14 protein-coding genes are annotated in these 15,699 nt (G+C 68.9%); 7 read left to right on the top strand and 7 right to left on the bottom strand.

From position 1 onward, the window contains the following. Positions 1-241: 241 nt before the first annotated feature. A complete protein-coding gene (locus tag G6N56_RS01055) occupies positions 242-1,180 on the bottom strand; it encodes a heme o synthase (RefSeq protein ID WP_085257057.1) in 939 nt (312 codons plus the stop codon). A 265-nt stretch (positions 1,181-1,445) separates the two neighbouring features. Between G6N56_RS01055 and tkt the strand changes: the two genes are divergently transcribed. Genes tkt through G6N56_RS01020 form a run of 7 tightly spaced genes read left to right on the top strand, consistent with a single transcriptional unit; the run spans position 1,446 to position 8,516 of the window. Beyond that, positions 1,446-3,536, top strand: coding sequence for a transketolase (gene tkt, locus G6N56_RS01050; protein ID WP_085257056.1), 2,091 nt, complete (start codon positions 1,446-1,448; stop codon positions 3,534-3,536). Between the two features lie 15 nt (positions 3,537-3,551). Continuing rightward, on the top strand, positions 3,552-4,673 hold the full coding sequence (gene tal / locus G6N56_RS01045) for a transaldolase (RefSeq protein ID WP_085257055.1): 1,122 nt from the start codon (positions 3,552-3,554) through the stop codon (positions 4,671-4,673). Then, positions 4,670-6,211 carry a glucose-6-phosphate dehydrogenase gene (zwf, locus tag G6N56_RS01040; RefSeq protein ID WP_085257054.1) on the top strand — a complete coding sequence of 514 codons (1,542 nt, stop codon included), beginning with the start codon at positions 4,670-4,672 and terminating at the stop codon, positions 6,209-6,211. Before tal ends, zwf begins: the two co-directional genes overlap by 4 nt. Further along, positions 6,212-7,123, top strand: coding sequence for a glucose-6-phosphate dehydrogenase assembly protein OpcA (gene opcA / locus G6N56_RS01035; protein ID WP_085257053.1), 912 nt, complete (start codon positions 6,212-6,214; stop codon positions 7,121-7,123). Then, a complete protein-coding gene (gene pgl / locus G6N56_RS01030; RefSeq protein ID WP_085257052.1) occupies positions 7,120-7,869 on the top strand; it encodes a 6-phosphogluconolactonase in 750 nt (249 codons plus the stop codon). The genes opcA and pgl overlap by 4 nt, the downstream gene beginning before the upstream one ends. Then, positions 7,869-8,267, top strand: a complete 399-nt coding sequence (locus G6N56_RS01025; RefSeq protein ID WP_085257051.1) for an ATPase — start codon at positions 7,869-7,871, stop codon at positions 8,265-8,267. The genes pgl and G6N56_RS01025 overlap by 1 nt, the downstream gene beginning before the upstream one ends. A gap of 36 nt (positions 8,268-8,303) precedes the next feature. Next, positions 8,304-8,516 carry a hypothetical protein gene (locus G6N56_RS01020; RefSeq protein ID WP_085257050.1) on the top strand — a complete coding sequence of 71 codons (213 nt, stop codon included), beginning with the start codon at positions 8,304-8,306 and terminating at the stop codon, positions 8,514-8,516. Between the two features lie 3 nt (positions 8,517-8,519). Here the strand turns inward: G6N56_RS01020 and G6N56_RS01015 are convergent, their stop codons facing one another. From G6N56_RS01015 to gap, 6 genes are read right to left on the bottom strand one after another with little or no spacing between them, the layout of a single operon-like run. After that, on the bottom strand, positions 8,520-9,332 hold the full coding sequence (locus G6N56_RS01015; RefSeq protein WP_085257049.1) for a DUF1206 domain-containing protein: 813 nt from the start codon (positions 9,330-9,332) through the stop codon (positions 8,520-8,522). Positions 9,333-9,348: 16 nt separating this feature from the next. After that, a complete protein-coding gene (gene ppc, locus G6N56_RS01010; protein ID WP_085257048.1) occupies positions 9,349-12,156 on the bottom strand; it encodes a phosphoenolpyruvate carboxylase in 2,808 nt (935 codons plus the stop codon). 45 nt (positions 12,157-12,201) lie between these two features. After that, positions 12,202-12,435, bottom strand: a complete 234-nt coding sequence (gene secG / locus G6N56_RS01005; RefSeq protein ID WP_047313827.1) for a preprotein translocase subunit SecG — start codon at positions 12,433-12,435, stop codon at positions 12,202-12,204. Positions 12,436-12,465: 30 nt separating this feature from the next. Further along, complete coding sequence (gene tpiA / locus G6N56_RS01000) at positions 12,466-13,251, bottom strand: triose-phosphate isomerase (RefSeq protein ID WP_085257047.1); 786 nt, start codon at positions 13,249-13,251, stop codon at positions 12,466-12,468. After that, positions 13,248-14,483, bottom strand: a complete 1,236-nt coding sequence (locus G6N56_RS00995; protein WP_085257046.1) for a phosphoglycerate kinase — start codon at positions 14,481-14,483, stop codon at positions 13,248-13,250. Before G6N56_RS00995 ends, tpiA begins: the two co-directional genes overlap by 4 nt. Before the next feature lie 4 nt (positions 14,484-14,487). Then, positions 14,488-15,519, bottom strand: coding sequence for a type I glyceraldehyde-3-phosphate dehydrogenase (gap, locus tag G6N56_RS00990; protein WP_085257101.1), 1,032 nt, complete (start codon positions 15,517-15,519; stop codon positions 14,488-14,490). Between the last annotated feature and the right edge of the window lie 180 nt (positions 15,520-15,699).

Here is a 15,699-nt window from a genome sequence, read left to right as displayed (position 1 = left end):
GGAGCGGCCCGGTCCTTGGGTAACGACATGCAACGTCATGCCAGACAACTCCTTCCCCGCCGCGAATGGCCAGCTATTACAGGGAAGATCCGATCTCAGGACGCGGGATGCCGCAACCGGGCCTTCCCGGGGCGCGGAACCCCCGCCGGAGGCGACGTGAGCCTTGTTGTGTTGCGGTACTTGAGGATTCGGCGGCCAAACGAGAGCCGCCGGGCCCGCGCCGGCTTTTACTCGCGCTAATTCAGAACAGGTGGGGCAGCGCGATGGCCGAGTCGACCGCCAGCGCGCAGAACACCACCGCCAGGTAGTTGTTCGACTGCAGGAACAGGCGCAGCGGCTTGACCGGCTCGCCGGCGCGCACCCCGGCGTACAGCTGGTGGGCCATCGCCAGGAACCACACCCCGGCCACCACCGCGACCGCCGCGTACAGCCAGCCGGTGGCCAGCGCCAGCGCCAGCGTCGCCAGCACGGTCAGCCAGGTGTAGATCAGGATCTGCTTGGTGACCTGCCGTTCGGTCGCCACGGCCGGCAGCATCGGCACGCCCGCCGCCTTGTAGTCGTCCTTGTAGCGCATCGCGAGCGCCCAGGTGTGCGGCGGCGTCCAGAAGAAGATGACCGCGAACATCACCAGCGCCGGCCAACCGATGGTGCCGGTGACGGCCGACCAGCCGATCATCACCGGCATGCAGCCGGCCGCGCCGCCCCACACCACGTTCTGCGACGTGCGGCGCTTGAGGAGCAGCGTGTAGACGAACACGTAGAAGGCGACGGTCGCCATGGCCAGCAGCCCCGACAACAGGTTCGTCGTCCGCCAGAGCCAGAAGAACGACGCCGCCGTCAGCAGCAGGCCGAACACGAGGGCGTTGCGCGTCGGGACGGCCGCGCGCGCCAGCGGCCGGCGCGCGGTCCGCTTCATCACCTTGTCGATGTCGGCGTCGGCCACACAGTTCAGCGTGTTGGCGCCGCCGGCGGCCAGCATCCCGCCGATCAACGTGTTGACGATCAGCAGCGGATGCACGGCGCCGCGCTGCGCGAGCAGCATGGCGGGGATGGCGGTAACGAGCAGCAGTTCGATGACCCGTGGCTTGGTCAGCGCCAGGTAGGCCAGCAGCGTGCCCTGAACACGACCCGGCAGCCGGGTCGGTGATCCGCTCGGCGCGACGCGCCCGCGAACGCTCACGCAATAACTCCTCGGGGTCGCAGCGGGGCGCAGCACTACTACGCACGATGGTAGACCGCGCGCCGACGGCCGCCCGCCCGCAGGGTCCTCAACGACGATTCTTCCGAGAAATCCGAACGGAATGCAAAACGCCGGCAACGAACGCGTTACGTCGGTCATTTTCACAACCGCCCGGCGCGGGTACCCGAAAACCTGCACTGCATTAGCCGGCACTCCCGCACTAGGGTGGGATTCGATCACCTCGATGACCCAAGGAACTGAGTCTGTGACGACACTCGACGAGATCTCCACGCTGACCCAACCGCACCACCCGGACGACTGGACCGAGATCGACTCCGCGGCCGTCGACACCATCCGGGTGCTGGCCGCCGACGCGGTGCAGAAGGTGGGCAACGGCCACCCCGGCACGGCGATGAGCCTGGCGCCGCTGGCCTACACCCTGTTCCAGCGCACGATGCGCCACGATCCCGGCGACACCCACTGGCTGGGCCGCGACCGATTCGTCCTGTCCTGCGGCCACAGCAGCCTGACGCTGTACCTGCAGCTCTACCTCGGCGGCTTCGGCCTGGAGCTGTCCGACATCGAGTCGCTGCGCACCTGGGGATCCAAGACGCCGGGCCACCCGGAGTTCCGGCACACCACGGGCGTCGAGATCACCACCGGCCCGCTCGGCCAGGGTCTGGCCTCGGCCGTGGGAATGGCGATGGCCTCGCGCTACGAGCGCGGCCTTTTCGACCCGGATGCCGCGCCGGGCACCAGCCCGTTCGACCACTTCATCTACGTCATCGCCTCCGACGGCGACATCGAAGAGGGCGTGACCTCCGAGGCATCGTCGCTGGCCGCGGTGCAGCAGTTGGGCAACCTCATCGTGTTCTACGACCACAACGAGATCTCGATCGAGGACGACACCAACATCGCCCTCTGCGAGGACACCGCCGCGCGCTACGAGGCCTACGGCTGGCACGTCCAGCGGGTCGAGGGCGGCGAGAACGTCGTCGGCATCGAGGAGGCGATCGCCAACGCCAAGGCCGTCACCGACCGGCCGTCGTTCATCGAGTTGCGCACCATCATCGGCTACCCCGCGCCCAAGCTGATGAACACCGGCAAGGCGCACGGCGCGGCGCTCGGCGACGAGGAAGTGGCCGCCGTCAAGCGCGAGCTGGGCTTCGACCCGGACAAGAAGTTCGAGGTCCGCGACGACGTCATCGCCCACACCCGCAAGCTGGTGGACCGCGGCAAGGAAGCGCACGAGAAGTGGCAGGCCGACTTCGACGCCTGGGTGCAGCGCGAACCCGACCGCAAGGCATTGCTCGACCGCCTGACCGCAGAGAAGCTGCCCGAGGGCTGGGACGCCGACGTCCCGACCTGGGAGCCCGGCTCCGACGCGGTGGCCACCCGCAAGGCGTCCAACGAGGTGCTCAACGCGGTGGGACCGAAGCTGCCGGAGCTGTGGGGCGGTTCGGCCGACCTGGCCGGCAGCACCAACACCACCATCAAGGGCGCCGACTCCTTCGGCCCGCCGTCGATTTCGACCAAGGAGTACACCGCCCACTGGTACGGCCGCACCCTCCACTTCGGCATCCGCGAACACGCGATGGGCGCGATCCTGTCCGGCATCGTGCTGCACGGGCCGACCCGGGCCTACGGTGCCACCTTCTTGCAGTTCTCCGACTACATGCGCCCCGCCGTGCGGCTCGCCGCGCTGATGGACATCGACACGATCTACGTGTGGACGCACGACTCGATCGGCCTCGGCGAGGACGGCCCCACCCACCAGCCGATCGAGCACCTCGCGGCGCTGCGCGCGATCCCCAGGCTGTCGGTGGTGCGCCCGGCCGACGCCAACGAGACGGCCTACGCCTGGCGCACCGTACTGGCCCGCGGCAACGGCAGCGGCCCGGTTGGCCTGATCCTGACCCGCCAGGGGGTGCCGATCCTCGAGGGCACCAGCTTCGAGGGTGTCGAGCGCGGCGGGTACATCCTGGGCGACGACGGCGGACCGGAGCCCGACGTGGTGCTGATCGCGACCGGCTCGGAGGTACAGCTCGCGGTCGGGGCCCAGAAGTTGTTGGCGGACAAGGACATTGTCGCGCGAGTGGTGTCGATGCCGTGCGTGGAGTGGTTCGAGTCCCAGCCGGAGGAGTACCGCGACAGCGTGCTGCCCCCGTCCGTGTCGGCGAGGGTGGCCGTCGAGGCCGGCGTCGCGCAGAGCTGGCACAAACTGGTCGGTGACACCGGCAGGATCGTCTCGATCGAGCACTACGGAGAGTCCGCGGACTACAAGACCTTGTTCCGCGAGTTCGGCTTCACCGCCGAAGCCGTCGCTGCGGCCGCGGAGCAGGTCGTGGATAACTGAGAAAGGGTGGTTCACATGGCCGGTCAGAACCCTAACCTGGCGGCGCTGAGCGCCGCGGGCGTATCCGTGTGGCTGGATGACCTGTCGCGAGAACGGTTGCGGTCGGGCAATTTACAGGAGCTCATCGACACCAAGAGTGTCGTCGGCGTTACCACCAACCCGTCGATCTTCCAGAAGGCGCTCGCCGACAGCGACACCTACAACGACCAGATCGCCGAGCTGGCCGAGCGGGGCGCCGACGTGGACGCGACCATCCGCACCGTCACCACCGACGACGTCCGCAATGCGTGCGACGTGCTGAGGCCGCAGTGGGAGTCCTCCGACGGCGTCGACGGCCGGGTATCCATCGAGGTCGACCCGCGCCTGGCCGCCGAGACCGAGAAGACCACCGCGCAGGCCATCGAGCTGTGGAAGATCGTCGACCGCCCAAACCTGTTCATCAAGATCCCGGCGACAAAGGCCGGTATTCCGGCGATCACTTCGGTTCTGGCGGAAGGGATTTCGGTCAATGTCACATTGATCTTCTCCGTGGAGCGACACCGCCAGGTGATGGACGCCTACCTCGAGGGCCTGGAGAAGGCGCGTGAGGCCGGGCACGACCTGTCCAAGATCCATTCCGTGGCGTCGTTCTTCGTCTCCCGGGTGGACACCGAGGTGGACAAGCGACTCGAGAAGATCGGCTCCGAGGAGGCACTCGGGCTGCGCGGCCAGGCCGGTGTGGCCAACGCGCGCCTGGCCTACGCGGCCTACCAGGAGGTGTTCGAGGGCGGGAGCCGCTTCGAGGCGCTCAAGGGCGACGGGGCGCGCGTGCAGCGCCCGCTGTGGGCGTCCACCGGCGTCAAGAACCCCGACTACTCCGACACGCTCTACGTGACCGAGCTGGTCGCGCCCAACACGGTCAACACCATGCCCGAGAAGACGATCGACGCCGTCGCCGACCACGGTGAGGTCAAGGGCGACACCGTCACCGGCACCGCCGGCGCGGCCCAGGAGCTCTTCGACAAACTGGACGCGGTCGGCATCGACCTCACCGACGTCTTCAAGGTGCTGGAGAACGAGGGCGTCGACAAGTTCGTGGAGTCCTGGACCGAGCTGTTGGAGGAGACACAGAAGCAGCTGGATTCCGCCGACAAATGAGCCAGGGCAGAACCAAAACCTGGCACAACCCCCTCCGGGACAAGCGCGACAAGCGGCTACCCAGGATCGCGGGCCCGTGCGGCATGGTGATCTTCGGCGTCACCGGCGACCTCGCCCGCAAGAAGGTGATGCCGGCGATCTACGACCTGGCCAACCGGGGGCTGCTGCCGCCGACCTTCTCGCTCGTGGGATTCGCCCGGCGGGACTGGGACACCGAGGATTTCGGCGAGGTCGTCTACCAGGCCGTCAAGGAGCACTGCCGGACGCCGTTCCGGCAGGAGAACTGGGACCGGCTGGTCGAGGGATTCCGGTTCGTGAACGGGTCTTTCGATGACGACGACTCGTTCGGCCGGCTCGCCGAGACCCTGGACAAGCTGGACGCCGAGCGTGGAACCGGCGGCAACCACGCGTTCTACCTGGCGATCCCGCCCAAGTCGTTCCCCGTGGTGTGCGACCAGCTCGCGAAGTCGGGGCTGGCCCGCCCGCAGGGCGACAGGTGGAGCCGGGTGGTCATCGAGAAGCCGTTCGGCCACGACCTGCAGAGCGCGCAGGACCTCAACCGGGCCGTCAACGCCGTCTTCCCCGAGGAGGCCGTCTTCCGGATCGACCACTACCTCGGCAAGGAGACGGTCCGCAACATCCTGGCGCTGCGCTTCGCCAACCAGCTGTTCGACCCGGTCTGGAACGCCCACTACGTCGACCACGTCCAGATCACCATGGCCGAGGACATCGGGCTCGGCGGCCGGGCCGGCTACTACGACGGCATCGGCGCCGCCCGCGACGTCATTCAGAACCATCTGATGCAGCTGCTGGCGCTCACCGCGATGGAGGAGCCGGTCAGCTTCAACCCGCAATCGCTGCAGACCGAGAAGATCAAGGTGCTCTCGGCGACGCAGCTCGCCGAGCCGCTCGACGAGACCACCAGCCGCGGCCAGTACGCCGGCGGGTGGCAGGGCGGCCAGAAGGTGGTCGGCCTGCTCGACGAGGAGGGGTTCGCCAAGGACTCCAAGACCGAGACGTTCGCGGCCATCACGCTCGAGGTCGACACCCGGCGCTGGGCCGGGGTGCCGTTCTATCTGCGCACCGGAAAACGCCTGGGCCGCAGGGTGACCGAGATCGCGCTGGTGTTCAAGCGGGCGCCGCACCTGCCGTTCGACGCCACCATGACCGACGAGCTGGGCGCCAACGCGATGGTCATCCGGGTGCAGCCCGACGAGGGCGTCACCCTGCGGTTCGGCTCCAAGGTGCCGGGCACCGCGATGGAGGTCCGTGACGTCAACATGGACTTCTCCTACGGCTCGGCGTTCGCCGAGGAATCGCCCGAGGCCTACGAGCAGCTGATCCTGGACGTGCTGCTCGGTGAGCCGTCCCTGTTCCCGGTCAACGCGGAAGTCGAATTGGCTTGGCGGATCCTGGATCCCGTCCTCGACAACTGGGCGGCAGACGGCAAGCCCGAGCCGTACGAGGCCGGCACCTGGGGTCCGGAGTCGTCGTTCGAGATGTTGCGCCGCACCGGCCGGGAATGGCGGAGGCCCTAGATGATCGTCGATATGGAGGACACCACCACCACGGCCGTCAACAAGAAGCTCGAGGAGCTTCGGGAGAAGGCCGGTGCCGTCACGATGGGCCGGGTGCTGACCCTGCTCATCGCGCCGGAAAGCGAGGACGTGCTCGAGGATTCGCTCGAGGCGGCCAACAACGCCAGCCACGAACACCCCAGCCGGATCATCGTGACGATGCGGGGCAACCCGTACGCCGACGAGGCGCGCCTGGACGCTCAGCTGCGCGCCGGCGGTGACACCGGAGCCAGCGAGGTGGTGATCCTGAAGCTGTCCGGACTGCTCTCGAATCACGCCGCCAGCGTGGTCATCCCGTTCCTGCTGCCCGACATCCCGGTGGTGGCCTGGTGGCCGGACATCGCCCCCAAGAAGCCCGCGCAGGATCCGTTGGGCAAGTTGGCGATTCGCCGCATCACCGATGCCACCAACGGCATCGACCCGCTGACCGCGATCCGGAGCCGGCTCGACGGTTACACCGCCGGCGACACCGACCTGTGCTGGGCACGCATCACCTACTGGCGGGCGTTGCTCACCTCGGCCGTCGATCAGCAACCCCACGAACCGATCGAGTCGGCGCTGGTCTCGGGCCTGAAGAGCGAACCCGCGCTCGACGTCCTGGCGGGCTGGCTGGCCAGCCGGCTGGACTGCCCGGTCCGCCGCGCCGTCGGCGACCTGAAGGTCGAGCTGGCGCGCCAGAGCGAGACCATCACGCTCAGCCGGCCGCAGGACGGCAGGACGGCCACGCTCAGCCGGACCGCGAAGCCCGACGCGCTGGTTCCCTTGGCGCGCAGGGAAACCGGTGAATGTCTTGCCGAGGATCTGCGGCGACTGGACGCCGACGAGATCTATCTCTCGGCGCTGGAAGGAATTGAGAAGGTGCAGTACGTGTGAGCAGGGTCGTCGAGATATTTCCGGACAGTGAATCCTTGGTGGAGGCGGCGGCCCGTCGGCTCGTCGACACGATCCGGGCGGCCGTCGCGGCCCGTGACCGTGCGCTGATCGTCCTCACCGGCGGCAGCAATGGCATCGGGCTGCTGCGCTCCCTCGCGGGACACGACGTCGACTGGCCGAAGGTGCATCTGTTCTGGGGCGACGAACGCTACGTGCCCGAGGACGACGACGAGCGCAACGAGAAGCAGGCCCGTGAGGCGCTGCTCGACCGGGTCGACATCCCGTCGAGCCAGGTGCACCCGATGCCGGCCAGTGACGGCGAGTTCGGCACCGATCTCGTGGCCGCGGCCCTGGCGTACGAGCAGCTGCTGGCGGCCAACGCCGGGCCGGGTCACCCGGTGCCGAATTTCGACGTCCACCTGCTGGGGATGGGCCCGGAGGGCCACATCAACTCGCTCTTCCCCGATACCCCGGCCGTGCTGGAAACCACCCGGATGGTCGTCGCTGTCGAGGACTCCCCCAAGCCGCCGCCGCGGCGAATCACGTTGACGCTGCCGGCCGTTCAGCGGTCCCGCGAGGTGTGGTTGATGGTATCCGGTTCCGGCAAGGCGGAGGCGGCCGCCGCCGCCATCGGGGGCGCCCCGCCGGTCTCCATCCCCGCGGCCGGCGCCGTCGGGCTCGACACCACACTCTGGCTGCTCGACGAGGAGGCTGCGGCTAAACTTCCCGCCCGCCCGGGGTCATAATTGCGGTCATGGCAGACAGACCCGTGCGCGGCGGTCACGAGCGGAGTCGCATCAAGACCCTCACCCAGGCGGCGCTGAACGCCGACAAGACGGTCGAGCAGGTCGAGGACGTCCTCGACGGTCTGAGCCGGACGATGACCGAGCTGAACAGCTCGCTGTCGGCCCTCAACGCCACGGTCGAGCGCATGGAGAAGGGCCTGGACCACCTGGACGGCACGCTGTCCAGTCTTGATGATCTGGCGAGGCGGCTCGTCGGGCTGATCGAGCCGATGGAGGCGATCGTCCACCGCATCGACGACATGATGAGGATGGGCGAAACGATGATGACGCCGCTGTCGGCCACCGAACACGCGGTGCGCGGCATCCTCGACCGGTTGCGCAACCGCACCGTGCAGTGACGTCCGCCCGGCCCGATACGAGGAGCCCCGTCCGGGTTGGTACGCCTGGCGTACTGGACCGGCGCCGTGATGGTGGTGCCGCTGCTGGCGCCGAGCGTTGCCGGTGCGATGTTCGGCATCAACCACTTTTCGCCCGCCCGCCGATTACCGCTGCGCCGCCGGGTGGTGCGCGGCGCTGATGGCCGGCTGGACGGCGCCGCCGCACTGGCCCGTCACACGGTGGTCGTCGACGGGCCGGGCAACGGCTGACAGTCACATCCGGGTCGAGCGCGCCATCACGAAGCTGTACAGGCCGTAGGTGATGAGCCCCACGCCCGAGGCAATCAACAGCGACGCCCCGAATGGCTGCGCCCCAAGCGTTTTCAGCGCCCCGTCGAGCCCGGTGGCCTTCTTCGGTTCCGACCGGCAGGCAGCGACGACGACGAGCGCCCCCGTGGCGGCGATCACCACACCTTTGGCGACGTAGCCGGCCACGCCGAGCCGTCGCACCAGGTCACTCGACTTGCCCTCGAGGTCGTCGACGAAGCTCCGGCTGGCGCCTTTGTAGATGTGGTAGCCCCCGACCGCGACGATGACCAGGCCGGCGGCGATCAGCGCGGCGGTGCCCGCGGTGGTTTGCATCAGGCGCGCGCTGACGGTCGAGTTCTGCTGGTCGGCCGACCGCCCGGCGCCCCGCGCAAACCCGAAGGCGGAGTACGCGAATGCCAGGTACACCGCTGCCAGGCCGAAGGCTTTCGCCCGGTCCGACGCCGTCCACGTCGCGCCCTCCTTGCCGCGGTCGCTCGACCGGCCGAGCACCGTCTCGACGAGCCGCCAGAGGCTCATCGTCAGCAGGGCGCCGGCGGCGACCCAGAGCATAACCGGCCCGCCGGGCTTCCCCGCCAACGTGGCCAGCGCCCCGGTCTGGTCGGCGGTGCCACCGGCACCGAAGGCGATCCGGATGGCGAGGTAGCCCACGATCAGGTGCAGCAGCCCGTTCACGACGTAACCGGCGCGGGCCATCCGTTCGAAGACGCCGTTCTGGGCCAACTGTGCGGGGCCGACCGACGGCGCGTTGTCCGACATGGCCTACGAATGCCCGTCAGCCGCTGTTGCGTAACGCGCTCGCAAGCCCGTTCATGGTCAGCAGGATGCCCCGCTGCACCAGCTCGTCGTCGTCGCCCGAGCGGTAGCGCCGCAGCAGCTCGACCTGCAGGTGGTTGAGCGGCTCCAGATACGGGAAACGGTTGAACACCGAGCGCGCCAGCGCCGGGTTGTCGGCGAGCAGGTCGTCCTGACCGGTGATCAGCTTGTGCATCTCAATGGTGCGCCGGTGCTCGTCGACGATCTTGTCGAAAACCCGGTGCCGCAGCTCCTCGTCGGCCACCAGCTCGGCGTAGCGGGCCGCCAGTCCCAGATCGCTCTTGGCCAGCACCTGCGCCAGGTTGGACAGCACGCTGCGGAAGAAAGGCCACCGCTCGTAGAGCTCGTGCAGGGTCTTCACCCGCTCGGCCTCGCTCTCGGGTCCCTCCTTGATCCACTGCTCGAACGCGGACCCGGTGCCGTACCAGCCGGGCAGCATCACCCGCGACTGGCTCCAGGCCAGCACCCAGGGGATGGCGCGCAGGTCCGAGATCGACTCGGTGGGCTTGCGTGACGTCGGCCGGCTGCCGATGTTCAGCGAACCAATCTCGCTGACCGGCGTGGACTGCTTGAAGTACTCGACGAAACCCGGTGTGTCGTGCACTAATTCGGCGTAGGCGCGCTGCGCCAGCGTGGCCACCTCGTTGAGCACCGCGTAGGCCGGCTCCGCGGCGTCGCCCAGGCCCTCGACGTCCAGCAGCGTGGATTCCAGCGTCGCCGCGAGCAGACTCTCCAGGTTCCGCCGCGCCGTCTGCGGTTCGGCGTATTTGGCTGCGATCACCTCGCCCTGCTCGGTGAGCCGCAGCGAGCCACCCACCGCGCCCGGCGGCTGCGCCAGGATGGCCTGGTAGCTCGGGCCGCCGCCGCGACCGACGGTGCCGCCGCGACCGTGGAAGAGCCGCAACCGGATTCCCGTCTTGCGGGCAACATCGACCAGGGCCAGCTCGGCCCGGTAGACCGCCCAGCTGGAGGCCAGGTACCCGCCGTCCTTGTTCGAGTCGGAGTAGCCGAGCATCACCTCCTGGCAGCCGCCGCGGGCGTCGACCAGCGCCCGGTAGATGGGCAGCTCCAGCATCGCGTGCAGGATCTCCGCACCGTTGTGCAGATCGTCGATGGTCTCGAACAGCGGCGAAATGCCAACCGGTGCATACGGTTCGGGGCCGGCCGCGTCCAGCAGGCCCGCCTCTTTGAGCAGGATCGCGGTCTCCAGGACGTCCGAGACCGAGCGGCACATCGAGATCACGTAGTTGGGCACCGCGGCCGGCCCGTAGAGCTCGACGGCGCGCGTCGCGGCCTCCACGACGCCGAGCTCCGTGCGCGCCAGGTCGGACAGCGCCCCGCGGTCACCGACGAGTGGACGGCGGGTGCCGAGTTCGGCGGCCAGCAGCGCGACCCGCTCGTCCTCGGGCAGCGACCCGTAGTCGTCGTGCACGCCCGCCCAGGCCAGCAGCTCGCCGACCACCTCCTCGTGCACGTCGGAGTTCTGCCGCATGTCCAGGCCGCTGAGGTGAAACCCGAAGACACGGACGCCTTCTCGCAGCAGCGCCAGGCGATCGTCGGCGAGCAGCGCGCTGCCGTGGCGGCGCAGGGAGGCGTCGATCGTGTCCAGGTCGGCCTGCAGCTCCGACGGCGCGGCGTACGGGGGCAGGCCCAGGTCGAGCTCGTGCTGGGGCTGCCGGTCCAAGATCTCGGCGGCGGTCGCGGTGAGCCGGCCGCGGATCACCCGCAATGCCCGCCGATAGGGCTCGTCGGCGCGGGCCTTCTCCTGGCAACCGCCGGCCAGCTCGGCCAGCTCGTCGGTGACGGACACCAGCCGCGCCGACATCGTCAGCTCCTGCTCGAGCGCGGTGAGCTCGAGCAGGTAGTGCGACAGGGCGGTGTGGGCCGCCCTCTCGGTGGCCTGGCGGACCACATCGGCCGTCACGTTCGGATTCCCGTCGCGGTCACCGCCGATCCAGGAGCCCGGCTGCAGGATCGGCCCGGGCAGCAGGTCGGCGTCGGGCCAGCGGGTGCGCAGCGCGTCGCGCACCTCGGCGTTCACCTGCGGGATGACCTTGAAGAACGCGGCGGGGTAATACCGCAGGCCGACCTCGATCTCGTCGGTGATCTGCAGCCGAGACAGCCGGATCAGCGCGGTCTGCCACAGCGTGAGCACCTGGCGGCGCAACTCGGACTCGATGTTGCGGCCGTGGTCGGTCTCGGTGTGGCCCTCGGCGTGCAGCCGCATCAACTGGGTGATCCGATGCTGGGTGACGAAGACGGTGCGCCGGCGGGTCTCGGTGGGGTGGGCGGTGATCACCGGCGACACCAGGGCGCCCCTCAGCGCGTCGGCGACCGTGGCCGAATCCAGCTCCGCGCTGTCGAGTTTCGCGTACGTCGCGGCCAGGCTGCTGTCCTGCGGCGGGTCGCCGGCCTCGACGTGGATGGCGCGCCGGCGCTCCCGGTGGATGTCCTCGGCCACGTTGGCCAGCAGCGCGAAGTGGCTGAACGCCCGGATGACGGGGATCGCCCGGTGGATGTCGATGCCGTCGAACATCCGCGCCAGCTCGGACCGGTCGATCTCGGAGCGGCGCACCCGGAAGGACTCCACCCGGGCCCGCTCCACGAGGTGGAACACCTCGTCGCCGTTCTGCTCGCGGACGGTGTCCCCCAAAATGGCGCCCAGCAGCCTGATGTCGGCCCGCATCGGCTCGGTGGCCTCGCGGCCCACCTGGGTCCGTTGAACGGCGCCAATCGGTTCCAGCGCGGTGTCAGAAACCTCAACCATGGGTTCCAGTATCGGGGCGCGGCGCCCGGCGCGCCCGTTGGCCGGTCAGCGGTACTTGATCAGCAGGGCTACGCCGATGATGGATACCAGCCAGATGCCGGTGATGAACAGCGTGAGCCGGTCGAGGTTCTTCTCCACCACGGTTGACCCGGACAGGCTGGACTGGACGCCGCCGCCGAACAGGGTCGACAGGCCGCCGCCCTTGGCGCGGTGCAGCAGCACCAGCAGCACCACGAGGATGCTGGTGACCACCAGGGTGATCTGCAGGGCCAATTCCATGAGCGAGAGCCTACCGGTGCAATAGCGCCGTCACGGCAGCGGCCCGCCGGCCGCGATCGCCGCGAGGGTCGCGAACTGCTCCCCGTCCAGGGAGGCTCCGCCGACCAGAGCGCCGTCGATGTCGTCGCGCGCGACGATCTCCCCGACGTTCTTGGCGTTGACCGAGCCGCCGTAGAGCACCCGCACGCTGTCGGCGACCTGCGGCGAGGCCAGCTCGCCCAGCCCCTTGCGGATGGCCGCGCAGACCTCCTGGGCGTCGGCCGCGCTGGCGACCCGCCCGGTGCCGATGGCCCAGACGGGCTCGTAGGCGATGACGACCTTGCCGATCTGCTCGCCCGACAGGCCGGCCAGCGAGCCGCGCAGCTGCTCCTCGCAGTGGGCGACGTGGTCGCCCGCCTCGCGGACGTCCAGGTGCTCGCCGATGCAGACGATGGGGGTCAGTTCGTGCTTGAGGGCGGCGGCGGCCTTGGCGGCCACCAGCGCGTCGTCCTCGTTGTGATAGGTGCGCCGCTCGGAGTGGCCGACCACGACGAAGCTGCAGCCCAGCTTGGCCAGGAAGAGCCCGCTGATGTCACCGGTGTAGGCGCCCGAGTCGTGCTGGGACAGGTCCTGGGCGCCGTAGGTCAGCCGCAGCTTGTCGCCGTCGACCAGGGTCTGCACGCTGCGCAGGTCGGTGAACGGCGGCAGCACCGTGACGTCGACCTTGTCGTAGTACTTGTCCGGCAGCGCGAACGCGATCTTCTGCACCAGCGCGATCGCCTCGAAGTGATTGAGGTTCATCTTCCAGTTGCCGGCGATCAGTGGCTTGCGGCTCACGCGTTCCCTCCGTCTGGCTGGGGCTCACCGAGGACCTCGATGCCGGGCAGCGTCTTGCCCTCGAGGTATTCGAGCGACGCCCCCCCGCCGGTGGAGATGTGCGAGAAGTCACCCTCGGGGATGCCGAGGGCGCGCACCGCGGCCGCGGAGTCGCCGCCGCCTACCACGCTGAAGGCACCCTTGCCGGTGGCCGCGGCGACCGCCTCGGCGACGCCCTTGGTGCCGGTGGCGAACGCCGGGAATTCGAACACGCCCATGGGGCCGTTCCAGAAGATGGTCTTGGCGTTGGCCAGCAGCGCGGCGAACCGCTTGACCGATCCCGGGCCGATGTCGAGGCCCATCCGGTCCTCCGGGATGGCGTCGGCGGCGACGATCTCCGGCGGGGAGTCGGCGGCGAACTCCTGGGCCACCACGATGTCCACCGGGAGGCGCAGGACGTCGTGATAGGTGTCCAGCAGCCGGCGGCAGGTGTCGATCATCTCGGTTTCCAGCAGCGACTTGCCGACCGATAAGCCTTGCGCGGCAAGGAATGTGAAGCACATGCCGCCACCGATGACGATGCTGTCGGCCTTGGTCGCCAGCTGCTCGATGACACCCAGCTTGTCGGACACCTTCGAGCCACCCAGGACCACCGCGTACGGCCGCTCCGTCGAACTGGTCAACTGCTGGAGCACCCGCACCTCGGCGCCGACCAATTTCCCGGCGTAGTGCGGCAGCAGGGTGGCCACGTCATACACCGAGGCCTGCTTGCGATGCACCACCCCGAAGCCGTCGGAGACGAAAGCGCCGCCGGGCGAGACCAGTTCGGCGAGCTGGCGGGCCAGCGCCAGGCGCTCGCCGTCGTCCTTGCTGGTCTCGCGCGCGTCGAAGCGGATGTTCTCCAGCAGCAGGATGTCGCCGTCGGTGAGCCCCTCGGCGCGGGCCAGGGCGTCGGTCCCGACGACGTCACCGGCCAACTGGACATGTTGGCCGAGCCGCTCGCCGAGCGCGGCGGCGACCGGGGCCAGCGACAGCCTCGGGTCGGGCCCGTTCTTCGGCCGGCCCAGGTGCGCCGTGACCACCACCTTGGCGCCAGCGTCGAGCAGCGCCTTCAGCGTCGGCACCGAGGCGGTGATGCGCCCGGGGTCGGTGATCTTCCCGTCGTCGAGCGGCACGTTGAGGTCCGAGCGCACCAGCACGCCGCGACCCGAAACGCCTTCGGCCAGAAGGTCGTCGAGAGTGTGGATCGACACGGCTCTACAGCGACTTGCCGACCAGCGCGACCAGGTCGATGAGGCGGTTGGAGTAGCCCCACTCGTTGTCGTACCAGGAGACGACCTTGGTCTGGTTGTCGATCACCTTGGTCAGGCCGGAATCGAAGATCGAGCTGTGCGGGTCGGTGACGATGTCGCTGGAGACGATCGGCGCGTCGTAGTACTTGAGGATGCCCTTGAGTCGACCCTCGGCGGCGGCCTTGAACGCCGCGTTGATCTCGTCGACCCCGGCGGCCTTGGACAATTCGGCGGTGAGGTCGGTCACCGAGCCCGTCGGGATCGGCACCCGCAGCGCATACCCGTCGAGCTTGCCCTTCAACTCGGGCATCACCAGCCCGATCGCCTTGGCCGCGCCGGTAGAGGTCGGAACGATGTTCAGCGCCGCCGCCCGCGCGCGCCGGAGGTCCTTATGCGGCCCGTCCTGCAGGTTCTGGTCCTGGGTGTAGGCGTGGATCGTGGTCATCAGGCCCCGCACGATGCCGAACTCGTCGTGCAGCACCTTCGCCAGCGGCGCAAGGCAGTTCGTCGTGCACGACGCGTTGGAGATGATGTTCTGGCTGCCGTCGTACTTGTCCTCGTTGACGCCCAGCACGATGGTGATGTCCGGGTCGGTGGCCGGCGCGGAGATGATGACCTTCTTGGCCCCGGCGTCCAGGTGCCCCTTGGCCTTCGCGGCGTTGGTGAACAGACCCGTGGACTCCACCACCACGTCGACGCCGAGGTCGCTCCATGGCATCGCCGCCGGGCCCTCCCGGACCTCCAGCGCCTTGATCCTGCGGTCGCCGACCACGATGGTGTCCTCGCCGTCGAGGCTCACGTCGAAGGGCAGCCGGCCCAGGATCGAGTCGAATTTCAGCAGATGCGCCAGCGTGTGGTTGTCGGTGATGTCGTTGACCGCGACCACCTCGACGTCGGCCCCGGCACTGCCGGGACCCTCCTCCTGTTGAGCCAACAGGGCCCGGTAAAAGTTGCGGCCGATTCGACCGAAGCCGTTGATGCCTACCCGGACCGTCACTTTGCTCTCCCTGTCTTCCATTGTTAGCTGATAAGCGCTTGCTTTCAGCCTAGATCAGTGACCGGCACCACTGCTCCGCTGGTTCCGGGCCCGGCCACGGCGCCCCGGGTCACCGGAGCGTGACTCCTTTGTATCGGTTGCATAAGTGCCCCAACTGTCGCGCGTCCAATAGCGGGAACC

The sequence above is a fragment of the Mycobacterium saskatchewanense genome (genome assembly GCF_010729105.1).
Taxonomy (GTDB): Bacteria; Actinomycetota; Actinomycetes; order Mycobacteriales; family Mycobacteriaceae; genus Mycobacterium; species Mycobacterium saskatchewanense.
Note: the sequence above shows the minus strand (reverse complement) of the source record. Positions and strands in the feature narration are given on the sequence as shown.